A 26,027-nucleotide genomic window follows, 5' to 3' on the forward strand; every position below is an offset into this window, starting at 1 on the left:
TTGCCTCTTACTCCTATTTTGCCGTATTCCGATACTTTTGTAATTCAGTTCGCAATAAAGCTATTTCTGCCCTTAATTCGTCAATTTCTGTCTGTAAATCCACTGAATCACCACCCGATGAACTGTTACTAGTAGTTGTTCCAGTTTCCGCAGCTTCTGCGGCTCGGTTAGCTCGTACTATCACTTCTTCTGTAAACTGGCGTAGCTGTTCTCTAGCCTCAGCATCAAACTTACCCAATTCACTCAAAGCATCAGTCAAGGCGACTTCTACACGCTCATTAATTACTTCTGCTACTGCTCTGCCTACAAAAAAGGCTTGCACAAGGGGATTACTCATAAATTTTTGTAAAGTTGCTCCGCAAAAAGATTATAACTTGCATTCAGCCTCTAGTGTTGACCATCTTCAGGAGGTAGGGGCAGGGAGCAAAAGTAATGTAGGTTGAGTTGATGTCAGGAAACCCAACATTATTAAAACTGACAATAAAAATTTTTATTGGATTGCGCTGTAACTTAACCCAACCTACCGCAAGTATGTATACCTAAGTTAATGTATATTAAAATATATTATTATAAATATTTGATTGGCTTTCATTCAATTAAAATTAAGCATATTTTTATAAATCCTCCGGTATAACTATGTCAAGATTATTGGTTACTCAATATCAAGCAGAAGTCGAAAAAATTATTCAATATGGTGGTTCGCGGAAAGAAACATCTATTCGCGTCGCTTTTCAAAACCTGTTAAATGAATATTGCAAACCTAGAGATTTTTTACTTATTCCTGAATTAGATTATAAACTACCAAATGGTAAAATTGTTTATCCCGATGGCACAATTAAAGATGCTTTGCGGTTAGATTGGGGTTACTGGGAAAGCAAAGATCAATACGATAAATTAGACGAAGAAATAGAAAAGAAGCTTAATAAAGGTTATCCCGATAGTAATATTTTATTTGAAGATTCCCAAACAGCGGTTTTAATTCAATCGGGACAGGAAACCCAGCGCGTATCCATGAGCGATGCTGACGCAGTAGATGGGATTATTACCAGTTTTATTAATTATGTTCGTCCTGAAGTTAGAGATTTTCGAGAAGCGATAGAAATCTTTAAAGAAGATTTACCGACCATTTTAAATTCTCTCAGAGATTTGATTGATAGTCAAGGAGTAAATAACAAATCATTCCTAACTGCGCGAGATAAGTTTTGGGGAATTTGCAAAGAATCAATTAACCCAGAAATTACATTATTTGATATTCGGGAAATGATGATTCAGCATATTTTAACAGAAGATATATTTATCAATATTTTCAACGAATCGCAATTTCACACAGAAAATAATGTAGCGGGAGAATTACAAGGAATCATAGCCACCTTTTTTACTGGAAGTGTGAAAAAAAATACTCTAGGAACAATTGAAAGATACTATGCAGTAATTAGACGAACTGCGGCTAATATTTATAATCATCAAGAAAAACAGAAGTTTCTCAAAGCCTTGTATGAGAATTTCTACAAAGCATATAATCCTAAAGCTGCGGATAGATTAGGAATTGTTTATACTCCTAATGAAATCGTCCGGTTTATGATTGAAAGTGTGGATTTTTTAGTACATAAACATTTTGGAAAATTGTTAGCAGATAAAGACGTAGAAATTTTAGATCCTGCGACGGGAACGGGGACTTTTATTACTGAGTTAATTGATTATTTACCTAAGCATAGTTTAGAACATAAATATAAACAGGAAATTCATTGTAATGAGGTAGCAATTTTGCCTTATTACATTGCAAATTTGAATATTGAATACACGTATCCGCTCAATAAGTAGGGGTAGGAGAAAAAAATAAAGTTAGCGAGGGACACGCAATATAATGGGAGCATCCACTTTTGGAAGATATACAAAATATGGGAGAATGGAAGAAGAGATAAAAAGAGTGCAACAACGACAATGAGCGAAGATATACAAGAAAGAATAAATACTTGTGTCACAGAACTAGCAACACTACTGTATGAACAAGCAGATAAGAGTCAGTTAACAGACCTAGAAAGTATAGAAAAAAAAGTTCGTAGCCAAATACTAGAAAGTGTAAGTCCGGGAATAGCCCTTTTTTTGTTGAACAAAAGACAGGGACGAAAATAGGTAAAACTAGGAAGATAAAAAGCCTGGTGGGAGAACTAAAATTAAAAACGAAACAGTTACAGAGACTGGGTTTAAAGCCAAGAATTAGGTTAAGTCCATTACTTCAAAAATGTTGTTTGAGACTATCAGCGAATGTTTCATATCAAAATGCAGAACTAGAAATAGAGGCATTAACAGGAGTAAAAGTTGGTCACTCAACGCAACAAAAATTAGTGCTGTTACAAGATTTTCAACTACCGCAAGCAAAACAAGCCGTTTCCGAAGTAAGTGTAGATGGCGGTAAAGTTAGACTGCGGGGTGAACCAAAAGCAGGTTGTCACTGGCGAGATTATAAAACTGTGCGTTTGCAAGGGATTTACTATGGTGCATTTTTTGATGACAACCAATCATTAATTGATTATGTCAATAGCCAACAATTGGTAAACCCCCTTGTTTGTTTGGGAGACGGTCATGATGGTGTGTGGAATCTGGTCAAGGAATTTGGTCAAGACCAGTTTTCTCGCTGTGAAATTTTGGATTGGTATCACCTCAAGGAAAATCTCTATAAAGTTGGTGGTTCTTTAAAGCGACTCAAAACTGCTGAAACTTTATTATGGCAAGGTCGAGTAGAAGAAGCTAAGACTTTATTTCATAATTGCCGAGGTAAACAAGCTAAAAATTTCATCGCTTATCTAGAAAAACACCTTCCTCGCATTGTCAACTACAGCTATTATCAGGCTGAACAATTATGTTCTATCGGTTCTGGTGCAGTTGAGTCTGCAATTAAACAAATTGGTAGGAGGATTAAAATTTCTGGCGCACAGTGGAATGTTGAAAGTGTCAATCACATCCTCTCTGTTCGTTGTGCTTATCTTAATGGTTTACTTGCTGTCTGATTGCTTGTTTCTGCCAAAAGTGGATGCTCCCAATATAATAAAATATGACACATGACGCAAAAACTAGATTCGAGTAAGAAATCAGGAGAAGAGATACTGCAAACCATAGAGCCAAAAGGGATTGCAGACGAATCAATGCGTCGGACAGTAGAAATATTACTGAACTTAATAGAACAATTACAAGCAGAAGTTAAAGAATTACGAGCAGAAAATCAACAGTTAAAAGATGAAAACAACCTTCTCAAAGGAGAAAAAGGTAAGCCAGACATCAAAGCCAACAAGAAAGGGTTCACCAACAATCACTCATCCGAAAAAGAGCGAAAAATCCCAAAAAAGCACAGCAAAGGCAGTAAGAACGAGACTATAAAAATAGATAGAGAAGAAATAGTAAAATACCCCCAAGATAAACTGCCAGCAGACGCAGAGTTTAAAGGGTATCAAGAAGTAATCATCCAAGACATCACCCTTGCAACTGACAACATACTATTCCGAAAAGAGAAATACTACTCACCCTCAGCAGGAAAAACCTATTTAGCCGAACTGCCTTGTGGTTACGAAGGAGAATTCGGTCCAGGAATAAAAGCCTTAGTAATTAGCCTATACTACGGGGGCAACATGACCCAAGGCAAATTATTAGAGTTTTTAGAAGATATTGGGATATCCATATCAGCCGGATATCTATCGAACCTACTAATTAAAAACCAAGTTGAGTTTGAAACAGAGAAAAATGAAGTATATGCGTCAGGACTAGAGAGCAGTCCTTGGCAACACTTCGACCAAACTGGTGCGCGGGTGGGTGGAGTGAACTACACCACTAATGTAGTCTGCAACCCTTTATATACAATCTACTTAACCACTGCCAAAAAAGACAGATTGAGTGTAGTCAAAGTATTGCAAAATGCCACAGAACTGGAGTTGATTCTCAATCAACTTACAGACAATTTACTGGAGACTTTCCAAATTCCCACTAAATGGAAAAATGCGCTGAAACTATTACCTCAAGAAACTGTGTTGAGTGAAGCAGAGTTTAATGCCCTACTTGATACATATCTACCACTACTGGGTTCTCAACACCGGACTCGGATTATAGAAGCAGCAGCGATTGCGTTCTATCATCAACAAACTGATTGGCCAGTAGTGCAAACCCTGGTTTGTGATGATGCTCCTCAGTTCAAATTACTGACTGAGAATATTACTTTGTGTTGGGTGCATGAGGGAAGACATTATAAGAAGTTGACTCCTTATGTTGCTTGTCACCAAAAAGCTCTTGATAAATTCCTGGGTGATTTCTGGGATTACTACCGAGACTTGCTGGCTTACAAAGATGCACCCAGTCAACAAACCGCAGAAAAACTCCGGTCTGAGTTTTGGAAACTTTTTGATACTAAAAGCGGTTATCAACAGTTGGATGAGCGCAAACAATTAACGTTGCTGAAAATTTCGGAGTTGCTTTTAGTCTTGGAGCATCCTGAATTGCCTTTGCATAATAATCCTGCTGAGTTAGCTGCTAGGACGATGGTGCAGCGACGTAATATTAGTTATGCTACTCAAACTCAAGAAGGTACTCAGGCTTGGGATACTTTTATGTCCCTTGTTGCTACTACTCGTAAGTTAGGAATTAGCTTTTTTGAGTATGTTCGTGACCGTATTTCTCATCTTGGGAATATTCCCTCTTTGGCAACTATTATTCGTGAGCAGTCTTCTCTTCATTCCTTTGGTTATTCATTGATGCCAGAATCACTCCTGACCCCGATATATTGAGGGGATACGAATACACCTATAAGCAGAAAATGGGGGTGTATGAGGAGTTTGAAAATATTTGTTTTGTGGATACTTTAGATAATACATCTTTTGCGGGTAAGCAATTGGATTTGTTTGCTATGAGTGTGGAGAATACCGCGAGAATCAAAAGACAGAATGATAGAACTATTTCTGTAATTATTGGTAATCCTCCTTATAATGCAAAACAGGAAAACTTTAATGATAATAATGCCAATCGTTATTATAAAGCCATAGATAAGTTAATTAAGGAATCTTACATTAAATATAGTCAAGCGCAAAATAATAACGTTGTTTATGATATGTATACTCGGTTTATTAGATGGGCTTCTGATAGACTAGGTAAAAATGGAATTATTGCATTTATCACTAATTCCTCTTTTATTGATGCTAGAACCTTTGATGGTTTCAGAAAAGCTGTAACTGATGATTTTAGTTATATTTACATAATAGATTTACATGGTGATGTTAGGAAGAATCCCAAACTTTCAGGAACAACACATAATGTTTTTGGGATTCAAACTGGTGTCGCTATTATGTTTATGGTGAAAAAGCAGAATAGTGATTTTAATGCTTGTCAAATATTTTATATTCGTCGTCCAGATTTTGATACAGCAAGTGAAAAATTAAAGTTCTTATCTCAAACTAAATTTAACCAAATTCCTTTTGAACATATTACACCAGATGAAAAACATAATTGGATAAATCAATCGGATAATGATTTTGAAAGTCTTTTACCTTTGGTTAATAAGGATGTGAAAGCGGGTAAAGGAGAAGAAGCAGTATTTAAGTTGTTTTCTTCAGGTCTGAAAACACAGAGAGATGAATGGGTTTATGATTTATCTGATAACGCGCTAGAGGAAAAACTTAAATTTTTAATTCAAATTTATCAAGCAACATTAAAAGATTCAAAATATCCAGAAAGAGAGAAAATTAAATGGGATAGAGAATTAACAAAGTATTTAGATAGAAAAATTAGTAAAACTTTTGAATATGAAAAAATTATCAAAAGTTCATATCGTCCTTTTTATAAACAGAATTTTTACTTTGATGAGCATTTTAATGGAATGACTTATCAATGGTTTGATATTTTAAATGAAGACGATACAGAAAATAAATATATAGCTTTTGCCGCTTTAGGAAATACTAAACCTTTTCATTGTTTAGGTAGTAATACAATTGTTGATTTACATTTTACAGGTGATTCTCAATGTCTCCCTCTCTATCGTTACGACAAAGAAGGAAACCGCATTGATAATATTACCGACTGGGGACTAAAACAAATTCAAACCCATTATCAAGATACAACAATTACCAAAATCGACATCTTTCATTATACCTACGCAGTCTTACACAACCCAGCTTATCGCAGCAAATACGAACTCAACCTCAAACGCGACTTTCCCCGTTTACCCTATTATGAAAACTTCCAAAAATGGGTTAACTGGGGTAAACAACTCATGGAATTACACATTAATTATGAAACAGTCACACCTTATAACTTAACCCGTGTTGATATTCCCTTAAAAGATAACCAAAAAACACCAAAACCCAAACTAAAAGCCGATAAAACTAAAAATAGCATTATCTTAGACGATATCACCACATTAGAAGGTATTCCTAACATAGCTTGGGAATATATGCTTGGTAATCGTTGCGCGTTAGAATGGATATTAGATCAATATAAAGAAAAGAAACCAAAAGACCCAACAATTGCGGAAAAATTCAACACTTACCGCTTTGCAGATTACAAAGAACAGGTAATAGAATTATTGATGCGAGTGTGTACAGTCAGCGTCGAAACAATGAATATTATTAGAGAAATGAAAGTCTGATACTAACAAAAGTTTTGATTAATGTTGGAGTTCCTTAACCGTTTTTAGCCCTAATTAATTTATAACCATGCCTTACAGTGATTTTACACTAAAAAAAGTCCGCCAAGATTTAGCAATTACTATCCATGAAGGAGGAAGATTTTTTCCAGACATTCCTCCTGTAGAAGCAGATGATTTATTACGTCAAGAACTAGAGGATGGTCTACCATTGGTACTTGCACGTGGTAGCGAAAAAGCTCGTTCCGAATGGATTATTAGCCCTGTATTAACAGCAGTGAGAAGATTATTAAATCGTCAAGTAAGCCTGTTTTCTGGAGAAGATTTTACTGTTGATCCCAACCTGGGACTTAACGGTATTTGTGACTTTCTGATTAGTAAATCACCCACCCAATTAGAAATTCAAGCTCCAGTTATTATCATTATAGAAGCAAAAAAAGAAAATCTTAATGGTGGTTTAGGTCAGTGTATCGCAGAAATGGTAGCTGCTCAAAAATTTAATGTTGCTAATAATATAAATGTTCCTACTATTTTCGGTTCTGTCACCAGTGGAACAGCTTGGAAATTTTTAAAATTGGATGGTAATTCAGTGACTATTGATATTACTGAATATCCATTACCGCCAGTTGAGCCAATTTTAGGATTTTTGATGTGGATGTTATCAACAAATTCAGGAAATCATGACAAATAATTAATAACTATAAATAGTATTCTACCAACCAAAATCCTGTAAATCCTTAAATCCTGGACATCCTGATTCTGACAAAAAAAATCAGGGTACAGCATTGCCGTACCCCTACAAAATACCAATTTATTTCAACAAATTAAACCCTTACTTCATCACCTCAGCCGTCTTTTGTTTATCCAACTTGAGCATTAAAACTCCCAAAGGTGGTAAACACAAATCCAAGGAATAAGGACGATTATGTAAAGACCAATCATCAGTCCATTTACCGCCTAAATTGCCCATATTGCTACCGCCATATTGACGAGCATCACTATTGAACAACTCAGTATAAAAACCCTTTTCAGGTACACCAATGCGATAGTGAGAATGGGGTTGAGGTGTAAAATTACAAACCACAACTATAAACTCATCAGAATCCTTAGCACGTCGGACAAAAGAAACCACACTATGACGGTTATCGCTACAGTCAACCCACTCAAATCCTTCCCGTGCAAAATCTTGGGTGTACAAAGCAGGTTCAGAACGGTAAAGATGGTTGAGAGACTGGAAAAAGTCTTTTAACTGTTGGTGTGGTTCATATTGGAATAAATGCCATTCCAAATCAGCCCACACATTCCACTCACTCCACTGGCCAAACTCCATACTCATAAACATGGTTTTCTTGCCAGGGTGAGCAAACATATAGGCAAATAAAGCCCTTACGTTAGCTAACTTTTGCCATTTATCTCCGGGCATTTTGCCGATGATATTGCTCTTACCATGTACCACTTCATCGTGGGACAGAGCCAGCATAAAGTTTTCGCTGTGGTTATACCACATACTGAAAGTAATATTATTTTGATGGAACTGGCGGAACCAAGGATCCATGCTGAAGTAGTCCAACATATCGTGCATCCAGCCCATATTCCACTTCAGGTTAAAGCCTAGACCACCTGTATAGGTAGGCCAGGATACCATAGGCCAGGAAGTAGATTCTTCAGCTACGGAAAGCACTCCAGGAAAATAACTGAAGATGTTGTGATTTACTTGACGTAAGAAATCCGCAGCTTCTAAATTTTCTCTACCACCATACTGGTTAGGCAACCATTCCCCTTCTTTACGGCAATAGTCGTTATAAAGCATGGAAGCTACTGCATCAACGCGAATTCCGTCAATGTGGTATTTATCAAACCAGAACAGGGCATTAGCTACGAGGAAATTTCTAACTTCGTTACGGGAGTAGTTAAATACTAAGGTTCCCCATTCTTTATGTTCACCTTTGCGGGGGTCAGCGTGTTCGTATAGGTGAGTACCATCAAAAAAGGCTAAACCATGACCATCTTTAGGGAAGTGACCAGGAACCCAATCTACTAATACACCGATGCCGTTTTGGTGACATTGGTCAACAAAATACATGAAATCTTCAGGGCTACCAAACCGGGAAGTGGGAGCGTAGTAACCAGTTACTTGATAACCCCAAGAACCATCAAAGGGATGCTCGGCGATTGGTAGTAATTCTAGATGGGTATATCCCAATTCTTTGACGTAAGGAATGAGTCTGTCTGCTAATTCCCGGTAAGTAAGAAAGCGTGCGCCGGGGTTGAGTTCAGAAACGGGAACGACTGCTTGAGTTTCCCCATTAGGTAATTGAGCGGGTTCTGAACTGGCAGCGTGTAACCAAGAGCCTAAATGGACTTCGTAGACAGAAATGGGTTGGGTGAGGGGGTCTGTGTGCCTCCGCACTTCCATCCAGTTTTCATCGTTCCAAGTGTAGGAATTTAAGTCAGTGACTATAGATGCTGTTTTGGGACGTGGTTCTTGCTGGAAACCGTAGGGATCGGACTTTTCGTAAATATGTCCTTCAAAATTTTTGATTTCATATTTGTAATGCTCTCCTATACCGAGTTCGGGAATAAACAATTCCCAAACGCCTGTATGTCCTTTCCGCATTTGGTGTTTACGTCCATCCCAGAGGTTAAAATCTCCTAGAACAGAAACGTTACGGGCGTTGGGAGCCCAAACAGCAAAATAAACTCCCTTGATACCATCTACTTCTGTTAAGTGCGCTCCGAGTTTCTCGTAAATGCGGTGATGGTTGCCTTCGCCAAACAGATGTAAGTCAAAGTCTGTGAGATGGGGGGAACGGAAGGCGTAAGGGTCGTAAGTGACAAGCTCATGTTCCCCTTCTTTGATCCGTAATTGGTAGTTGGTAAGTTCTGGCGTTTCAATTATGCATTCAAAAAAGTGGGGGTCATGCACTGTGTACATGGGGTATTCTTTTCTGTCTTCTGGAACTACTACCCATGCGGCACTGGCATTTGGTAGGTAGGCTCGCACAGCCCAGACATTTTTCCCATTTTGTTCTATGAGATGTGAACCAAGTACTTCAAATGGATCGTGATGCTGATTCCAAACGATACGGTTAACTTGCTCAGGGGCGATCGCGCTGATGGACATGAAGCTACCTACGTAAAATAAGGTGATTAACTAAATTGAGTTTTTTATAACTATATATATTCTTTACATTTATTTGCACTTTTGTCGTCACGGTTATCGTACATCAGAATGTATCTTCTTGGGGAGCAGGGGAGCAGGGGAGCAGAGGAGCAGGGGAGCAGAGGAGCAGGGGAGCAGAGGAGCAGGGGAGCAGGGTAAAAATTAATTCGTTCTTCGTTCTTCTTTTCTTCTTATCCTCCTGAACTCCTGATAGCGAAGCGTGGCGTTAGCCATACTCCTGAACTCCTGAACTCCTGATAGCGTTCACGTAGTGTGCCGTAGGCATAGCGTGGCGTTAGCCATACTCCTGCCTCCTGCCTCCTGCCTTCTGCCTCCTGCTTTCTAAATATCTAAAAACGGGAAAATCTGTAGTAATGCTTTGCGTAAGCGTAACAGAAATATTTTTTCTCGAATTTGGGAGTTGAGTTTTGGCGGTGGACTTGTTTGCAGTTGTGTTTTTAATTCTGCATATTCGGCAGCGGTTAGGCGTTTACCATCAATGGGCGATCGCGCTTCGGTAATAATCTCTGTCCGCAATATCTCCTCTGGTATATCTTCCGCCGGTGGTAATGCTATAACTGCTTGACCCCAATGGCTACTAAACACTACTATAATAGTGGTACTAATACCCAAAAGCAGAATTTTTATACAGTGCATTTTTGACTTTTGACTTTTGACTTTTGACTTTTTAAAGTCCCGGAGGTAGTTGCTCTCCACACAATTGATGAATCTGCACAATGCGCTCAAACAACCATGGATATCCTTGACGGTAATGAGGAATAAGTGCTAAAGGACTCAGTAAAGCTGCTGCGGCAATATCTGCCACACTTAAATGATCACTCACCAAATATTTACTTTTTTGCCAGCGGCTAGATAATTCTTCCAGGGCTAGAGTTAATCTTTTAGTAGCTAATTCTACACTAGCATTGTTAATACCATACTGTTTCCTAACCACACCAATCACTATCTGACTAAATAATGATGGGTCAATGTGTTTTCCTGCATCAGCACGGAAGTGATAATACACAAATCTTGTTGCTGTCCCAATGCTCTCATCTAACCAATCTTCAAGCATCAAAGCTTCTGTTTGTTGTTTGTGGTTGGTTAAAAATAGTGTAGGTTCTGGCTGATAAGATTCTAGGAAGCTTAAAATCTGGGTAGAATCGCCAATAGCTTGCGGTTGTCCTTCGATTTGGGGTAACAAGACAGGCAGAGTAGTCAAACCAGTTAGAGGCTTCAGTTTCAGGGTATGCAAGCCAGGAGTAAGATTTTCTACCTGGTAACGAATTCCTTTATAGCCTAGTGCTAGGCGAGCTTTACGACAATAGTGAGATGTACTAAATTGCAGTAGTAACATAAAGCTACTTAATTAAAGAAAAGGAATTTTTTCCAGTTTCAACTAGTTTAAATTAATATATGGACACTGAGAAGCGGTAGAAACCGGTTTTTCTCGTGTCCTACAGTTGTTGCTTGAATTAAACAAAAACTTAGCACTCTCAAACCGAGAGTACTATTAATTGTTTAGTGGATGCCTGAGCAAATTAGGTGACAGCGATGTAGTGAGTATCGCAGTCCTAACTATTATTAGGGAGTTTTAGTCGGAGTAGCAGCAGGACTAGCAGCAGGACTAGCAGCAGGACTAGCAGCAGGACTAGCAGCAGGACTAGCAGCAGGACTAGTTTCAGGTGCAGTTGTCGCAGCAGGGCTAGTTTCAGGTGCAGTGGTAGTGCTGGGGGTAGTACCAGTATCAGCAGGTTCGCCCGCACCAGGTGTTGCAGCGGGTGTACCAGTACCAGCAGGTTCGCCACCACCTTCACAAGCGCCGAGCATGGTAGCGAGACTTAAAACGAGAGCCAAACCGAAGATTTTTGTTTTCATAACTCCTCTTTCACCAAATAAAGGCAATAAAAATATTGCTCCTGTTGAATACGATAGCTTATTTGTTGATTTTTGTTAAATGCTTTGAGATTAGAAATTTAAACCTATTTTTTCGACCCAGGCAAACTTCAGGATTAATTTGAAAAATCAAGGGTTAGGACTGGGTCTAGGGCAATAATCTACGTGGAGAAACCATATTCAGGTATTGCCTCTGACTGTGCCACATTGCCATAATCTTAGAGATATAGGATAAAGCAACCTGAAAGACAATATCTACATTTTACAAAAATTATGGCTGTTGCCCGCAAATCGGCAGTTTCTACAAAAAGTTCTTGGTTCAGGCGTGATTCTACCTTGCCTTCGGATCAGCGGCGCTCTGAGAGCCTGGGTCAACGTATTCAAAGCACCTCTACACTAGCAAGTGAATCGACAGCAGTACGCTCCAGGAGAAGACGGAATCCTTCTAGAAATTTATCATTTTCTCCCACAAAGGAGGCAGTGAAACCGAACTTAGTTAAGGACTCTGGGAAGCAACCAGTAGCTAATATTCCTGAAAAGTCCGGTGGACGCTTACCGATGATGTCTACTGCTGGGGCTGCACCTGTGTGGTTATTACGCTTGTATACCGTTTATCGTTATTCGTCAGTAGCAGCGTTTTTATTTGTGTCTGCAACATTGGTGGTTTATGGTTGGACGGTATATTCTCAAGAGCTTTGGAGTCAAGCTTACCGTACCCTGCAAAGTCTGCAACGCAATGAGCGTCAGTTAAACACAACCAATGCTACCCTAACTAGCAAAATGGCTGAAGAGGGAGAACAGCCAGCCGCAGGATTAGTATCACCCAGTCCTGGAGGGACAATTTTCTTGCCACCGACTTCTTTTAATCCTAATTCGGCATCCTCCAATACCACTCCCAGTGCTGAAGTACAACCTCAAGCTCCCACACCTATGGGATATTAATGAGTTAGGAGTATGGCGATCGCCACACTGCCCTATCAGGAGTCAGGAGGAAAAGAAAGTAATTCCCAATGCCCCATCCCCCATACCCTAGACCCCAATGCAAAAGTCACCAAGTAGAACGAAATTCAGAAATTGGCGAAATTTAGAGTTTACAAGGCAGAGGAAGTTTTCTAGACAAACTGGATCTGGAAATGGTACTCCTAAAACGACAGTTTCAGCAGCAAGTCTGAGGTCTCGACTGTTCATAGTTTGGGGTGTTTTGATGGCTGCTGGGTTGGGATTAGCTTTAAATTTGTATCGGCTGCAAATTATTGAGGGATCAAAGTTGACACAAAGGGCAAGAAATCAGCAAATGGTGAATTTGCGCCCTTTTATGCCTCGTCGTCCTGTGGTCGATCGCAATAACAATATATTGGCTATTGACCGTCCAGTGTATACTTTGTACGCCCATCCTAAGCTGTTTGATAAATCTAATGAGGCGATGGCACAACAACTTGCGCCCATTCTCAATAAAGATGCTGGTAAGTTGGTTCAGACATTCCAAAGTAAAAGAAGTGGGATTCTTCTGGCTGATGGTGTGGCGGAGAATATTGCCGATCGCCTGATTTCTTTTCGCTTGAATGGCTTAGAATTTATTCAAAAATATTCCCGTTTCTACCCACAAGACGATTTAGTAGCTAATGTGGTGGGTTATGTTAACCTTGACCGTCGCGGTCAGGCTGGGGTGGAATATAGTCAAGAGAAGTTGCTAGAACGCTCTGGCCAAACGGTGCGTCTAAGTCGGGCTGGTAATGGGGCGCTAATGCCAGATCATGCACCGGAAGGTTTTCTACATTTTGATGATTTAAAACTGCAATTAACTATTGATAATCGCTTACAACGGGCTGCTAGAATTGCGCTCAAAGAACAAGTTGATAAGTTTCAAGCCAAGCGGGGGGCGGTCATTGTTATGGATGCTATGGATGGTTCCTTACTAGCCCTGGTGTCTCAGCCTACTTATAATGCCAATGAATACTCTAAATCTGATATTGGACTGTTTAGAAACTGGACTGTAGCGGATCTTTATGAACCCGGTTCAACTTTTAAACCTTTGAATGTGGCGATCGCACTGGAAAATGGCGCGATTAAACCAGATGATACATTTAACGACCCAGGTACAATTAAAGTCGCTGACCGCACGATCAAAAACGCAGAACGAAACGGTTACAGACGAATTAACATTGCTCAGATTTTACAAACTTCTAGCAACGTGGGCATGGTACAAATCATTCAACGTATGCGCCCCACACTTTACTATAACTGGCTGGAAAAACTGGGTTTAGGGCAAAAAGTTGATACAGATTTGCCATTTGAAGTTGGTGGTAGACTCAAAAGTCAAGAAGAATTTCTATCCTCAACCATAGAACCAGCAACCACTTCCTTTGGACAGGGTTTTTCTCTGACTCCATTACAGCTAGTACAAATGCACGGCGCTTTAGCTAATGGCGGTAAATTGGTAACACCCCATGTAGTCCAAGGACTAATTGATAGCCAAGGCAAAATGCATTATTCACCGACCCTACCAGCACCACGCCAAATTTTCTCTTCCACCACTGCCCAAAAGGTAGTAGATATGATGGAAACTGTTGTTTCTCAAGGAACGGGTAAAGCATCAAAAATCAACGGATACAGCATTGCAGGGAAAACAGGTACAGCCCAAAAAGCCAGTCCCAACGGTGGATATATTCCCGGAGCGAGAATTACTAGTTTTGTAGGTATTGTGCCAGCAGAAGCTCCCCGTTATGTAGTTTTGGCAATAGTAGATGAACCAAAAGGTGCAAATGCCTATGGTGGAACCGTAGCCGCACCAATTGTTAAAGCCGTCATAGAAGTCCTCATACCGTTGGAAAAGATTTCTCCGAGTAAGAAGGTGACAGGTGACAGGTGACAGGTGACAGGGAGCAGGGGAGCAGGGGAGCAGGGAGCAGGGAGCAGGGGAGCAGGGGAGCAGGGAGCAGGGGAGCAGGGGAGCAGAGGGGAAAGAATAATAACTAAGTAGCTAGGTGCAATACCCTAAACGTAAGTTGTTTTGAGTGTTTCTTCTATTGAGCCTAAATTTTGGAAAGTTGCAATTAGTTGATGTGATTTGGTTTTTTTGTGGGACAAAATAAATTTTAATGGGGTTAAAAATTCGATATCTGGATCATTTTCTAGAGCATTTTCAGCAGCTTGTAAAAGCCTAGTTGCATTTTGGAAAATTTCTTCATTATCAAATCCTAATTTGGCGGAAATTTGGTGTAAATTAGCATCGGGTATGGTAGCTCGACCATTTAAAGTTTTATCTAGTGCCAAACCTTTTAATAATGCTAATAACCCTGCATAAATAGAAAAATCATCACAGCTATCACAGGCTTTAAATTCGATGCGTCCTACTTCTGCTGGAATGCGGGCAATTTTCGTTAGGGAAGGTACACTTTTAATTAATTGTTCTGGTTTTTCCACAAACACCAGTGTTGCTGATCTTTTACCAGTTCTGATAAATGTCCTGACTGATAAACCTTCCCATAAACTCCCATTATAAAAAGGAGAACTATAACTAAAAGGAACAATATAAGGACTGTAATAAGTTAATTTTTGACCAATATCAATGACACTTTCGATAGGTAAATCTGCTACAGAAATATTTAAATCTGGTCCATAGGAAACCATATAAATGTAAGCAGTTTGTTCATCAGGATAAGCTTGTAATTGGCGGATTTCAAAATCATTTAATGGTGGTTGGGGTTCAAAAATGCTAGTATAAGGATTGAAGCTGACTAAAACAGGTGAAAATCCAAAACTTGCCCCTACCTCACGCAGTAAAGAAAAACTTGTAGTTAATTCATCAATTGCACCTTGAATAGTCGAGTGAATAGTGGTTCTGATTTCGATGCCTTTAGCTAGACAGTCAATTACTTCTTCTGAATCAGCAAATCTTTCAAACCCCTCAATATACCAACGCTTCTTCTTAATACCAGCATCACCAACCCTTAATTGTGGGTAGTCATTAGGGTATAGAGGTAAATTGTCAACAATTTGGTGAAAATCAGCAAATTTTGTGCAGGAAAAATCCGCAAACTTTCCTTCATGGTTAAGGAATGCGACTTCGTGTTCAATTCCGAAAAAAAACATAAAGTAAATAGAAATTATTCTCAATAATTATTGTCAAGGGAATCCTAACACAGAACTGACGATTAAGGTAGCTTACTATTGATTTAGAAAAATTTGAGGCTGAAGCTTTTATGATAAGTGCTGTTCAAAACCCTTACAGCAGTGAACAAATTGCTGCTTGGTTAAGAGGACTGCTGACTATTGCTTGGGCTGATGGTAATTTTGATGTCCAAGAACAGGATATAATTACCAATCTTACCAAAGATGAGTTAGCGCCTTGTATTGACTGGGACTCTCTGGAAATTATTACACCAGAGGAATTAGTGGCTGTATTGGGTAAAGGTACAGCAATGGGGGAAAATTTTTTGCGGACTGCGGTGATGGTAGCGATCGCAGATGGGATATATTCTAAGAGCGAAGAAGAACTTTTACAAAAGTTTTGCCAAGTATTGGAACTAGACACCAAAGCCTTAACATCACTACGTCATACCCTAGAAAATACAGAACAAGGACAAGCCCCTACCTCACATCCACCAGACATACTTCATCCGATGCGAGACTGGTTGGACGGATTAGAAATTCATGATCCCAGAGTAGCCAGGTTTTTGTGTAAAATGATTCCTTCCCAATGTCCCTTTGAAAGAGATGTCACCTTATTTGGACGAAAAATAGTTCATATTCCCCCCATGTGTAAAATTAACCCATTGTATGAACAATTAGTAGGTTTACGGTTTCGCGCCCTTTCCTACCTTGCGGATGAATGTGGAGAGGATGTTTCACCATATATTTAATCATTAGTTACTAGTCAGTGCTTAGGTGAGATAATGAAGACTAGGAGGTTTCAAGAATTAATGGATATCAGTTATCAGAAAAATGCACTGATAAGATTTGGAAAATCGTGAACGAATGGAAGTCACTGCCACAAAATACATTAGGTAAACAAATCATCCGTTCAGCAGATAGCATTGGTGCAAATATAGCAGAAGGTGTAGAAAGAAGTCATTATATAAGGCTCAACACTGGCTAAGACAAGCATATAGCCGTAATCTGTTAACAGATAAACAAGTCAACACACGAAAAGTTACCATCAATGAGGAAACGAACAAGTCTTGTGTTATAGTGTTTTATAGCAAATTGATTTCAGTCTAAAATGTTAAAGGTTGTCAAAGTCAGATTATATCCAGATACCCAACAGCAGCAGTCACTAGCACAAGCTTTTGGCTCTTGTCGTTGGCTTTGGAATTATTGTCTGAATTTGATGAACCAAACATACAAAGAAACTGGCAAGGGTTTGTCTGGATACGCGGTAAAAAAGATAATCCCGCAGTTAAAGAAAGAGTATGAGTGGTTAACACTAACTTACTCACAATGCTTGCAACAGGTTTGTTTGAATTTGGGAGTAGCTTTTAATAACTTTTTCGAGAAACGAGCTAAATACCCTAGATTCAAATCAAAACATGGTCAGCAGTCAATACAGTACCCTCAAAACGTCAAAGTTGCTGATAATTATTTAAGTCTGCCTAAAATAGGTGACGTATCAGCAATAATTCATAGACCAATTGAGGGGAAAGTTAAAACTGTAACTGTATCCAAAAACTGCTCTAATCAATACTTTGCAGCTATTCTATTTGACGATGGCAAAGACAAACCAGAATCAAATAAAGATGGTAAAGCAATAGGTATTGATTTGGGGCTAACTCATTTTGCTGTTACCAGTGATGGGTCAAAGTTTGAGAATCCTAGAATACTCAACAAGCATGAGAAGAATTTAAAACTTAAACAGCAACAATTATCTAGAAAGCAGAAAGGTTCTAATAACCGGATCAAAGCTAGAAAAAAAGTTGCTAGAGTTCACAGAAAAATAACTAACTGCCGTGAGGATTTTCTGCACAAGCTATCTCGTAGGGTAGTTAACGAAAACCAAGTTATTGTGGTCGAAAATCTCAATGTTAAAGGCATGATGCAAAATCATTGTTTGGCTAAGTCTATCCAGCAGGTTGGATGGGGTATGTTCTGCACCATGCTGAAATACAAGGCAGAAATGGAAGGGAAAATATATCAGGAAGTTGATAGATTTTTTCCCAGTTCAAAAACCTGTCATGTGTGCTTGAATCAAGTTGGTAGTTTACCACTAGATGTAAGATTCTGGACTTGCGAAACCTGCCAGACAAAGCATGATAGAGATGTGAACGCAGCTATTAACCTCAGAGATGAGGGACTACGAATTTTGACCTCTGGAACGGGGGATACAGCCTGTCGCCCAGATGTAAGTCGCAGTAATAGAGGACGCAAGAAATCTACTACTACGCTTTCTGTTGGACAGGAAGCCCATACTGTACCGTCAGGTCAGTGTGGGTAGTTCACCATTCAATTAAATGCCTATCTAAACTCAATTGGTCATTTTCCAAAATCAGAATGACCAACCAATAATCAATAACAAATGACCAATAACTAATAACTAATTATGCAATTTATTGATCAAGCATTAATTGAAGTAGAAGCTGGTAAAGGTGGCGATGGTATTGTTGCCTTTCGCAGAGAAAAATATGTTCCTGCTGGTGGACCCTCTGGCGGTAATGGTGGACGGGGTGGTTCCGTAATTTTTAAAGCAGTGGAAAACCTGCAAACTTTGCTGGATTTTAGATACAAACATATTTTCAAAGCAGACAACGGTAGTCGTGGAGGATCAAATAATTGTACGGGTGCATCAGGAAAGGATTTAATTATCGAAATTCCCTGTGGTACTGTAATTTATGACGCGGAAACCGATGAAATTTTAGGTGATTTAACTAAACCTGAACAAACTTTTCTCATTGCTGAAGGTGGTAAAGGTGGGTTAGGAAATCAGCATTTTTTGAGTAACCGCAACCGTGCGCCGGAATATGCACTTCCTGGTTTGGAAGGAGAAAGAAAAGTATTACGTTTAGAGTTGAAATTGTTAGCCGAAGTGGGAATTATTGGTTTACCTAATGCTGGTAAATCCACTTTAATTTCATCTTTATCTGCTGCACGTCCAAAAATTGCTGATTATCCGTTTACAACTCTCATTCCTAACTTGGGTGTAGTGAGAAAACCCACAGGTGATGGTACAGTTTTTGCAGATATTCCCGGTTTGATTGAAGGTGCTTCTCACGGTGCCGGTTTAGGACATGATTTCTTGCGCCATATTGAACGCACTAGGGTTTTATTACACCTAATTGATGCGACAAGTGAAGATGTAATAGGTGATTACCATACTATCCAACAAGAACTCAAAGCATATCGTCGGGGTTTAGAAAAACGTCCACAAATCTTAGCATTGAATAAAATTGATGCTGTTGATAGGGAAACTGTTGATTTAGAGGAGTTAGCTAGGCAATTAAATCAACTGTCTTATGCACCTGTTTTCATAATTTCCGCTGTTACTCGCACTGGGTTAGAGCCTATGTTACAGGAAATTTGGCGAGTGATTGATGAAATTAATGCTGTGGAAGCAAATGAGTTGCAAGAAATAGGAAGTTAATCTTTGGAACCCTGGCGACTAGAAGTCGCGGCTACACAGACAAAACCCACCTTCGTGGGTTTCAAACCCCCTATTTTTCGTTAGTCCACGCAGGTGGACTTGGCTTGTGTAGTAGTGTATCGCTAAAGCGAAAGCTCCGCTAACGCGCCAGCGTGCCGTAGGCTCTATTATATTCGCCCAAAACTTTTCAAACATCCTCTAAAGGAATTTCAACAATAAACTCTGTCCCAACACCCTCTTCTGAAAAACAACTTAGCTGACCATTATGTTTTTCTACAACAATTTGATGGCTAATGGATAAACCTAATCCAGTACCTTTTTGGGCAGACTTGGTTGTAAATAGATAATCAAATACTTTACTGCGTACCTCTTCCGGCATTCCCAAAGCATTATCTTTTATCCGAATGATGGCACTATTTTGGCTGTGATTAATTTCAGTGTGAATAATAATTTGATTTGGATTCGTTTTCATCTCTTCTGATGTGCGTTTCAGGGATGAATCTTCTAAGGCATGAATGGCATTGGCAATAATATTAATAAATACCTGATTCATCTGTCCAGGATAGCACAGTACCAAAGGTAAATTTCCATATTCTTTCACTATTTCTATTTTTTGACCTTTATCATTAGCTTTTAATCTATGTTGTAGAATTAGTAATGCACTATCAATTCCTTCATGCAGGTTAGCTTTGACTTTTGATGTACTCTCAGCGCGGGAAAAAGTCCTTAAAGATACGCTAATTTGGCGAATTTTTTCTACCCCCACCTTCATAGATGAAATCACCTTTGGTAAGTCTTCTATTAAATATTCTAAATCTACTTCCTCTGCACGAGTTGTAATCTCTGCACATGGAGAGGGTAATTGTTGCTGATAAAGTTGAAAAATCTCTAATAAATCTTGAATATAAGTTTCAGCATGATTCAAATTTCCATGAATAAAATTTACTGGATTATTAATTTCATGAGCGACTCCAGCTACGAGTTGACCAAGAAAAGACATTTTTTCGCTTTGAATTAACTGAAGTTGAATTTGTTGTAGGTTTTTTACAGCCTCTTGTAGTTGAGATGTTCGTTCTTCAACTCGATTTTCTAATTCTTGATTTAATTGCTGCAAGGTTTTTTCTAAAACAGTTTTTTCTATAATTTTTTCTTGGAGTAGCTGATTTTTATTAGCCAAATCTTTTGTCAAATTTCTTAAATCTAAATGAACTTTAATTCGAGCTAATACTTCTTCTTTTTGAAAGGGTTTAATAATATAATCTACAGCGCCAAGATTGAAACCTTTGATTTTTTGTTCGGTGTTACCAAGAGCCGTCATAAAAATGATGGGAATTTCCAAAGTTGACGCATTATTTTTGATACGATAACAAGTTTCAAATCCGTCTATTCCTGGCATCATAATATCTAATAATATTAAATCTGGAATAACATATTCCATTGTTTGCAGCGCACTTTCACCATCTTGAGCTACTAAAACTTCTAACCCAGCTTCATCTAAGACTTTAAATATTACATCTAAATTTATAGGGTTGTCATCTACTATTAAAATAGTATTTTTACTAAATGATAAGTTTTCCATGACTGTTTAATTTACTCCTAATTTTTGCATTAAAATTGTGTAGTTTTGTGACTATCTAAGAGGGTGTTTGAAAAGTTAAGGAAAAGGATAAATTGTTAATAGTGGTATTTGCATAAGTCAAAACTAATGTAAAACTCATGATAGATAAGTAATTGAGATACTTGTTACCTATTTTAAGAACAGCTTGGCAGAGTAGAAATAAACGTCCACTACCAGAAAGGATTCAACTTACATTATCAAAATTTGATAAGATTTGGATAGTAGATGGTGAAAAAGTTTTTCTGGTCAGTCCGGTGATGTTTGCTTTCATAGGGATGCTCCCCCTCATATCTTGGTGTATTACGGCTAATCCTCACTCTTTCAAACTCCAAAATCCTTGCATAGTTGTAACAGACCCTACTCATGAATTAGATTAGAAGTAATTGGGTTGCTTGTATATAAGTTTTCTGAAATAATTAATTCAAGGTTATAAATAGGATTTTTTATGAGTGCATCCCATACAGTCCAACAGTTAAAAGCAGAATGGATTACACCGGAAAATTTTCAGCGTTATGGACAGGTAATATTTCCCAGTGGAGACGGTCAGGGTTTTAATGAGGAAGATGCACGTTTAAATTTACAAAATGGTATTCCTCGTTTTTATATTATGCGATTGCATAATAAAGGACAGAAGTTTTACAAAATTACTCGTCATGAAAAATGTACTCAATGTTTGGGTTCTTTGGAAGGTAAGGATTGGTTAATGGCAGTTTGTCCACCTTATAATGATATTGATCATCCGGTTTTAGAAGAACTGGCTGCTTTCCGCATTCCGGGCAATTGTTTTATTAAGTTAGAGGTGGGAACTTGGCACGCTGGCCCATATTTTGACTATGAGTTTGTGGATTTTTATAATTTGGAATTAAGTGATACGAATGTGGTCGATCATTTTACTCATGATTTTATCAAAAGTCATCAATTAGCGTTTGAGATGGTGTAATACCAAAGAACGTTTCAAATGGCGCGAGGAACTCATCTGCTAGCGCGAGAAGAGGGGCTAGAAAAGATTGCTAGTGGTGAGATTCCGATGGAATCTTTTTATATGCAGCCTGGAGATGTGACTGTGCGATCGCCAATTTTATCAAAAAAGAGAAAATTATTTTACGTGCGCGATCGCCTTGGCAAGCGTATAATTCCTACATCCTCACGCAACCTATAGCCATAGTAAACATATCAAAACTTCTTGCCTCTTGATAGATGAACCTCTATTAAGTCGAAATTAAGCAAAATTTAATACTTGATTAAGAAATTAATCTTTGTGTTTCCACAGCACTTTGTTCAACAGTCAGATACAGCATTAACTCCTACAAACCTTGCTCTATAAACCTTTTAGATATTTATGAGTGGTAATATGGCAAGCAAACTGCTGTAAGTGTAAGATATATAAGAATATGTAATTTTGGTTCATTCCGAGTATAGTATAAATATTGTCGGAGGATTTCTGATGAGAGTAATATTAGGTGCTTTAAGCAAAATTCTTGCTGGGGAATTTTTAATTGACAAAAATCCCCTGACTTTAATTCAAGAACTAGATTTAAAAGGCCAGAAAATTGAAGAAGATTTCTCACAACTACTGAAAACACATTTCTGCAAGCAAACTCCCAATAGAAAGTATATTGAAAGGGTAGATGAGCAAGCCTTTAATCAACCCTATAGTATTAAAGGTACTGAAATGTACGGTTTTGTCATGAAGGCTGAATATGATAGTTTACAAAAACTGTGTGACAAATATTTTAATATAGGATCTTCTAAATTTTACTGCCCAGCCGCTTCATTTGTAGTTTTGACATTAAATAATATTAAATCTCTGCAATCTATTAATACTCCTGACTATGAAAAAGGTAGCGTATCAGAGCAAGAAGCCATTTTTTGGGTTCCTATATTAATGGGAACAAAAATTGGAACTTTCTTTAAACCAGAGAAACTAGTCTGGTTTATGTCATATCTATTTGTAGACAATACCCCACCTCTAGTTTCTGGCAGAGAAATATACGGTTTTCCCAAACAATTGGCAAAATTCACTTTTCCATCACAACCAGGAAAAGCTGATTTCTTGTCAGTTGATACTCTAGTATTTAAGAAATTTAGCCCAGATTCAGCAGCGCAAGAAGCACGAATAGTAGAAGTTCAAACTGAAAAATCTCTAAACAATCAAAGTAACAACTATCAAGATTTTTCTGCATTCCTTGCCGATATCGTCAAAAATATCCAAATCAAACAAGTGAACATTCCTAACTTTGATATTGGATTCAACTTAATCTCTAGCATTCTAGAAGAAAAAGTTAATGTCATCAGCTTGAAAGAATTTCGGGATGTAGAAGATCCATCTATTGCTTGTTATAAAGCGATAGTAAATAGTTCAATGGTAGTCACAAAGTTTCACCAAGCAGCAATCAGTACAGATTCTTCAGTCAGCATTTTCAACTATCCGAGTCACAAGATTTGCCAAGAACTGGGATTATCAGAATCAAACTCAGATAAAGCAACGATCACCCCTTTATTTAGCTTCTACTTGAATTTTGATTTTCGACTGGATAATGGCACAGTGCTTTGGGAAGAAGAGAGACAGAAGAGATAGGAAGAATCACAAACAGATTAGTACCGGTAATTCTTGATCAATCTCTAACATCCCATATCCAATTCCCAAAATAAAACATCCAATTTTACGGTGAAATCATGACTAAAAAAATAGCGATTTTAGGCGGAGGAATAGCTGGATTAGCATTAGCCTACGAACTAACCAGCATTCCCGGATGGCAAAACTACTATTCAATAGAATTTTACCAACAAGGCTGGAGATTAGGAGGAAAATGTGCTACTGGTAGAAATGTCAAAGAGTACGACAGCAATCCTCCAGATTATCGAGCCGAAGAACATGGTCTACACATATTTTTTGGCTTTTATGCCAATGCTTTTAAACTATTAAATACTTGTTATCAAGAATTGGGAGGAATAGGTCCATTTTCAGAAATAGGAGATGCTTTTAAACCTCACTCAGATATCTTCTTAACTGAATACTTTTTGAACGAATGGAAAACTTTAGAGTTCAATTTTCCGCAGAATAAATTAGTTCCTTGGGAACATAAAAATACAGATGGCTTATGGGAGCATATTCTCACAACAATTAAATTTGTACTGCAAATTTATACAAAGATTGAACAACCAGTAAATAGCTGTCCAATATTTAACGTACTAGAATCGGGTAAAGATTTAGTCGAATTGTTGTTAGCCTCTGGAATTATGGAAATTACAGAGGAAATAGCACTACTTTTAGGTGAGCAACAAAAAGAACTTTTCAGTGAGCAGAAAAAATGGGAAAATTTGAATCCTGAAAATTTATTAATTCAGGTTCTTGATACAGCATCTGGTATTAACAGTAAAAAACCTTGCCATCAAAACCTAATATTGCAACTTCTGGAGCAATTTAGTCAAAAAGTATTGAAAATTACTAATAGTAATTTTGAAACCAGTTGGCGACTAACTTTGATCGACTTAGCATTAGCCAACATTCGCGGACTATTTGCTGATGAGATTGTTTCTGGTAAAAAGTCCTTAGATACTCTTGATCAGCTAGATTATCGAGATTGGTTGAAAAAACATGGAGCAAGAGAAGAAAGCTTGCAATCTTGTTTTATCAGAGTTCTTTATGAGCTTGTTTATGCTTTTCCTCAAGGTGATATCAGCAATCCACGTCTAGCTGCGGGAGTAGCAATTAGAATTTTAACCACTGTGCTATTTAAGTATAATGGTGCAATTATGTGGAAAGCCCAAGCTGGTTTTGCAGATGTGATAGTTTCGCCAATCTACAAACTTCTTCAACGTCGGGGAGTAAAATTCAACTTTTTCCACACAGTCAAACAGGTACATATTGGCGACAACACCATTGATGCTATTACAGTTGAGAAGCAAGTTGATCTCAAAACAGCAGAATACGAACCTTTGATCAGCGTTAAAGGGCTAGACTGTTGGCCAAATAAACCTCTGTATGACCAGATTGTGGATGATCAAGCCGAGAAACTCCAAGAAGAAAATATTGATTTAGAGTCTTTTTGGACTACATGGCAAGGGGAAACTCATATACTGCAAAAAGGCAAAGATTTTGATATTGCAGTTTTATCTACTTCCCTTTCTCCCTTATCTTTTATTTGCAAAGAAATTTTAGAAAGCAAATCATCTACTGGACAAAAGTGGCAAGATATGCTTTCTCAAGTGAAAACTGTAACTACACAAGGGGGTCAATTATGGTTGAAACCACCTTTGAACCAGCTTGGTTGGAAAAAGCCAAGTCCAGTTCTAGGTTCTTATGTTGAGCCAAATAGCGTATACGCTGATATGACTGAGGTAATCAAATGTGAGAATTGGAATGGAGACAATTACCCCTACTCCCTTGCTTACTTTACAGGGGTAATCCCAGATCCTGGAATTCCTCCAACTTTCCCACAGAAGGAAATCGACAATCTTAATCTATCAGTAATCAACTTTTTAGAGAATGATATTGGTTATTTGTGGCCTAAAGCCACGACAAAAAGCAATCCACAGGGTTTGAATTGGGATTTGTTAGTAGATCCTCTGCACAAACAAGGCAGTGATAAATTTTATTCTCAGTATTGGAGATTCAATATCAACCCAGCAGACAGATATGTTATGTCTGTTCCTGGGAGTACAGCTTATCGACTAAAAGTGGATGAATCAGGATTTAGAAACCTTTATTTAGCTGGAGATTGGGTGAACAATGGTTACAACTCAGGATGTTTTGAGGCTACGGTTATGTCTGCTATGCAATGTGCCAGAGCAATATTGAAACAAAGTTTTGGGATTGCATACAATAAATCAATCATTGGTGAAAACGATGAATGGTTTTTCCCTGATTAATTGAGTAATAATGCCTCCTAGATAGGAGGCAAGGTCTTAAAATTACTAATACCAATTACAGCAGAATTCAGGAGTCAGGAGTCAGGAGGAAGAATTAGAAGAAGAGAAAAATAGTCTTGAATCAGATCCAGTGATAGATTTTTGGTAGTTTCAACGCTTATTCCTTGCATCTGATTCACCTTTTTAACCTTCCAACTCTTGATATATCTAAGTTTTAGCTTTATTAAGCAAGCCCTAACTATGCAAACTGCTGTATGTATAAAGATGCGTCACATTCAAGAATGAA

21 protein-coding genes and 1 pseudogene are annotated in these 26,027 nt (G+C 38.2%); 15 read left to right on the top strand and 7 right to left on the bottom strand.

The features are described from left to right. Positions 1 to 13: 13 nt before the first annotated feature. Entirely contained in the window at positions 14 to 337 is a 324-nt protein-coding gene (locus tag ACLLO5_RS19500; protein WP_413172142.1) for a DUF6825 family protein, read from the bottom strand. A gap of 299 nt (positions 338 to 636) precedes the next feature. Between ACLLO5_RS19500 and ACLLO5_RS19505 the strand changes: the two genes are divergently transcribed. The 5 genes and pseudogenes from ACLLO5_RS19505 (at position 637) to ACLLO5_RS19525 (ending at position 7,310) form a co-directional block, all read left to right on the top strand. Next, positions 637 to 1,821 carry an N-6 DNA methylase gene (locus tag ACLLO5_RS19505; RefSeq protein ID WP_413172143.1) on the top strand — a complete coding sequence of 395 codons (1,185 nt, stop codon included), beginning with the start codon at positions 637 to 639 and terminating at the stop codon, positions 1,819 to 1,821. 120 nt (positions 1,822 to 1,941) lie between these two features. Next, a protein-coding gene (locus ACLLO5_RS19510; RefSeq protein WP_413172144.1) for an ISKra4 family transposase occupies positions 1,942 to 3,008 on the top strand; the annotation gives its coding sequence in 2 pieces (ribosomal slippage) (positions 1,942 to 2,098 and positions 2,098 to 3,008; 1,068 coding nt in all). A 51-nt stretch (positions 3,009 to 3,059) separates the two neighbouring features. After that, positions 3,060 to 4,769: an IS66 family transposase gene (locus ACLLO5_RS19515; RefSeq protein WP_413172145.1), complete on the top strand. Its 1,710-nt coding sequence runs from the start codon at positions 3,060 to 3,062 to the stop codon at positions 4,767 to 4,769. Between the two features lie 8 nt (positions 4,770 to 4,777). Next, positions 4,778 to 6,622, top strand: a pseudogene (locus ACLLO5_RS19520) (type ISP restriction/modification enzyme); the annotation flags it as partial. 67 nt (positions 6,623 to 6,689) lie between these two features. After that, positions 6,690 to 7,310: a hypothetical protein gene (locus tag ACLLO5_RS19525; RefSeq protein ID WP_413172147.1), complete on the top strand. Its 621-nt coding sequence runs from the start codon at positions 6,690 to 6,692 to the stop codon at positions 7,308 to 7,310. 141 nt (positions 7,311 to 7,451) lie between these two features. On the opposite strand, the gene glgB is transcribed toward ACLLO5_RS19525, so the two are convergent. From glgB to ACLLO5_RS19545, 4 genes are all read right to left on the bottom strand, one after another. Further along, positions 7,452 to 9,743: a 1,4-alpha-glucan branching enzyme gene (gene glgB, locus ACLLO5_RS19530; protein ID WP_413172148.1), complete on the bottom strand. Its 2,292-nt coding sequence runs from the start codon at positions 9,741 to 9,743 to the stop codon at positions 7,452 to 7,454. A 381-nt stretch (positions 9,744 to 10,124) separates the two neighbouring features. Continuing rightward, positions 10,125 to 10,439: a hypothetical protein gene (locus tag ACLLO5_RS19535; RefSeq protein WP_413172149.1), complete on the bottom strand. Its 315-nt coding sequence runs from the start codon at positions 10,437 to 10,439 to the stop codon at positions 10,125 to 10,127. A gap of 31 nt (positions 10,440 to 10,470) precedes the next feature. Next, on the bottom strand, positions 10,471 to 11,139 hold the full coding sequence (locus tag ACLLO5_RS19540) for a glutathione S-transferase family protein (protein WP_413172150.1): 669 nt from the start codon (positions 11,137 to 11,139) through the stop codon (positions 10,471 to 10,473). Positions 11,140 to 11,366: 227 nt separating this feature from the next. After that, positions 11,367 to 11,660 (bottom strand): hypothetical protein, encoded by a 294-nt coding sequence (locus tag ACLLO5_RS19545; protein WP_413172151.1) that lies wholly within the window; start codon positions 11,658 to 11,660, stop codon positions 11,367 to 11,369. Positions 11,661 to 11,951: 291 nt separating this feature from the next. On the opposite strand from ACLLO5_RS19545, the gene ACLLO5_RS19550 reads away from it, so the two are divergent. Both ACLLO5_RS19550 and ACLLO5_RS19555 read left to right on the top strand, forming a co-directional pair. Then, positions 11,952 to 12,620, top strand: a complete 669-nt coding sequence (locus tag ACLLO5_RS19550; protein ID WP_413172152.1) for a hypothetical protein — start codon at positions 11,952 to 11,954, stop codon at positions 12,618 to 12,620. Between the two features lie 97 nt (positions 12,621 to 12,717). Further along, positions 12,718 to 14,547 carry a peptidoglycan D,D-transpeptidase FtsI family protein gene (locus tag ACLLO5_RS19555; protein WP_413172153.1) on the top strand — a complete coding sequence of 610 codons (1,830 nt, stop codon included), beginning with the start codon at positions 12,718 to 12,720 and terminating at the stop codon, positions 14,545 to 14,547. Positions 14,548 to 14,672: 125 nt separating this feature from the next. On the opposite strand, the gene ACLLO5_RS19560 is transcribed toward ACLLO5_RS19555, so the two are convergent. Then, a complete protein-coding gene (locus tag ACLLO5_RS19560; RefSeq protein ID WP_413172154.1) occupies positions 14,673 to 15,770 on the bottom strand; it encodes a glutamate--cysteine ligase in 1,098 nt (365 codons plus the stop codon). Between the two features lie 110 nt (positions 15,771 to 15,880). Between ACLLO5_RS19560 and ACLLO5_RS19565 the strand changes: the two genes are divergently transcribed. The 4 genes from ACLLO5_RS19565 (at position 15,881) to obgE (ending at position 19,251) form a co-directional block, all read left to right on the top strand. Next, positions 15,881 to 16,540, top strand: a complete 660-nt coding sequence (locus tag ACLLO5_RS19565; protein WP_413172155.1) for a Mo-dependent nitrogenase C-terminal domain-containing protein — start codon at positions 15,881 to 15,883, stop codon at positions 16,538 to 16,540. 107 nt (positions 16,541 to 16,647) lie between these two features. Then, positions 16,648 to 16,776, top strand: coding sequence for a four helix bundle protein (locus ACLLO5_RS19570; protein WP_413172156.1), 129 nt, complete (start codon positions 16,648 to 16,650; stop codon positions 16,774 to 16,776). 123 nt (positions 16,777 to 16,899) lie between these two features. Further along, positions 16,900 to 18,108, top strand: a complete 1,209-nt coding sequence (locus tag ACLLO5_RS19575) for an RNA-guided endonuclease InsQ/TnpB family protein (RefSeq protein ID WP_413172157.1) — start codon at positions 16,900 to 16,902, stop codon at positions 18,106 to 18,108. Positions 18,109 to 18,213: 105 nt separating this feature from the next. Next, positions 18,214 to 19,251, top strand: a complete 1,038-nt coding sequence (obgE, locus tag ACLLO5_RS19580; RefSeq protein ID WP_413172158.1) for a GTPase ObgE — start codon at positions 18,214 to 18,216, stop codon at positions 19,249 to 19,251. Positions 19,252 to 19,438: 187 nt separating this feature from the next. Here the strand turns inward: obgE and ACLLO5_RS19585 are convergent, their stop codons facing one another. Beyond that, entirely contained in the window at positions 19,439 to 20,830 is a 1,392-nt protein-coding gene (locus tag ACLLO5_RS19585; protein WP_413172159.1) for a response regulator, read from the bottom strand. 484 nt (positions 20,831 to 21,314) lie between these two features. Between ACLLO5_RS19585 and ACLLO5_RS19590 the strand changes: the two genes are divergently transcribed. From ACLLO5_RS19590 to ACLLO5_RS19605, 4 genes are all read left to right on the top strand, one after another. Continuing rightward, a complete protein-coding gene (locus ACLLO5_RS19590) occupies positions 21,315 to 21,809 on the top strand; it encodes an ureidoglycolate lyase (RefSeq protein ID WP_413172160.1) in 495 nt (164 codons plus the stop codon). Positions 21,810 to 21,827: 18 nt separating this feature from the next. Next, complete coding sequence (locus tag ACLLO5_RS19595; protein ID WP_413172161.1) at positions 21,828 to 22,028, top strand: hypothetical protein; 201 nt, start codon at positions 21,828 to 21,830, stop codon at positions 22,026 to 22,028. A gap of 285 nt (positions 22,029 to 22,313) precedes the next feature. Then, positions 22,314 to 23,447, top strand: a complete 1,134-nt coding sequence (locus ACLLO5_RS19600) for an acetoacetate decarboxylase family protein (RefSeq protein ID WP_413172162.1) — start codon at positions 22,314 to 22,316, stop codon at positions 23,445 to 23,447. Between the two features lie 98 nt (positions 23,448 to 23,545). Beyond that, positions 23,546 to 25,741: an NAD(P)-binding protein gene (locus ACLLO5_RS19605; protein WP_413172163.1), complete on the top strand. Its 2,196-nt coding sequence runs from the start codon at positions 23,546 to 23,548 to the stop codon at positions 25,739 to 25,741. Positions 25,742 to 26,027: the final 286 nt, after the last annotated feature.

Source organism: Anabaena azotica SJ-1 (assembly GCF_047275885.1).
GTDB lineage: Bacteria > Cyanobacteriota > Cyanobacteriia > Cyanobacteriales > Nostocaceae > Trichormus_B > Trichormus_B azotica_A.

What these genes read in the sequence shown, in the direction of transcription:
- ACLLO5_RS19500 (WP_413172142.1), bottom strand. Translation starts at nt 337, where the DNA reads ATGAGTAATCCCCTTGTGCAAGCCTTTTTTGTAGGCAGAGCAGTAGCA.
- ACLLO5_RS19505 (WP_413172143.1), top strand. Translation starts at nt 637, where the DNA reads ATGTCAAGATTATTGGTTACTCAATATCAAGCAGAAGTCGAAAAAATT.
- ACLLO5_RS19515 (WP_413172145.1), top strand. Translation starts at nt 3,060, where the DNA reads ATGACGCAAAAACTAGATTCGAGTAAGAAATCAGGAGAAGAGATACTG.
- ACLLO5_RS19525 (WP_413172147.1), top strand. Translation starts at nt 6,690, where the DNA reads ATGCCTTACAGTGATTTTACACTAAAAAAAGTCCGCCAAGATTTAGCA.
- glgB (WP_413172148.1), bottom strand. Translation starts at nt 9,743, where the DNA reads ATGTCCATCAGCGCGATCGCCCCTGAGCAAGTTAACCGTATCGTTTGG.
- ACLLO5_RS19535 (WP_413172149.1), bottom strand. Translation starts at nt 10,439, where the DNA reads ATGCACTGTATAAAAATTCTGCTTTTGGGTATTAGTACCACTATTATA.
- ACLLO5_RS19540 (WP_413172150.1), bottom strand. Translation starts at nt 11,139, where the DNA reads ATGTTACTACTGCAATTTAGTACATCTCACTATTGTCGTAAAGCTCGC.
- ACLLO5_RS19545 (WP_413172151.1), bottom strand. Translation starts at nt 11,660, where the DNA reads ATGAAAACAAAAATCTTCGGTTTGGCTCTCGTTTTAAGTCTCGCTACC.
- ACLLO5_RS19550 (WP_413172152.1), top strand. Translation starts at nt 11,952, where the DNA reads ATGGCTGTTGCCCGCAAATCGGCAGTTTCTACAAAAAGTTCTTGGTTC.
- ACLLO5_RS19555 (WP_413172153.1), top strand. Translation starts at nt 12,718, where the DNA reads ATGCAAAAGTCACCAAGTAGAACGAAATTCAGAAATTGGCGAAATTTA.
- ACLLO5_RS19560 (WP_413172154.1), bottom strand. Translation starts at nt 15,770, where the DNA reads ATGTTTTTTTTCGGAATTGAACACGAAGTCGCATTCCTTAACCATGAA.
- ACLLO5_RS19565 (WP_413172155.1), top strand. Translation starts at nt 15,881, where the DNA reads ATGATAAGTGCTGTTCAAAACCCTTACAGCAGTGAACAAATTGCTGCT.
- ACLLO5_RS19575 (WP_413172157.1), top strand. Translation starts at nt 16,900, where the DNA reads ATGTTAAAGGTTGTCAAAGTCAGATTATATCCAGATACCCAACAGCAG.
- obgE (WP_413172158.1), top strand. Translation starts at nt 18,214, where the DNA reads ATGCAATTTATTGATCAAGCATTAATTGAAGTAGAAGCTGGTAAAGGT.
- ACLLO5_RS19585 (WP_413172159.1), bottom strand. Translation starts at nt 20,830, where the DNA reads ATGGAAAACTTATCATTTAGTAAAAATACTATTTTAATAGTAGATGAC.
- ACLLO5_RS19590 (WP_413172160.1), top strand. Translation starts at nt 21,315, where the DNA reads ATGAGTGCATCCCATACAGTCCAACAGTTAAAAGCAGAATGGATTACA.
- ACLLO5_RS19595 (WP_413172161.1), top strand. Translation starts at nt 21,828, where the DNA reads ATGGCGCGAGGAACTCATCTGCTAGCGCGAGAAGAGGGGCTAGAAAAG.
- ACLLO5_RS19600 (WP_413172162.1), top strand. Translation starts at nt 22,314, where the DNA reads ATGAGAGTAATATTAGGTGCTTTAAGCAAAATTCTTGCTGGGGAATTT.
- ACLLO5_RS19605 (WP_413172163.1), top strand. Translation starts at nt 23,546, where the DNA reads ATGACTAAAAAAATAGCGATTTTAGGCGGAGGAATAGCTGGATTAGCA.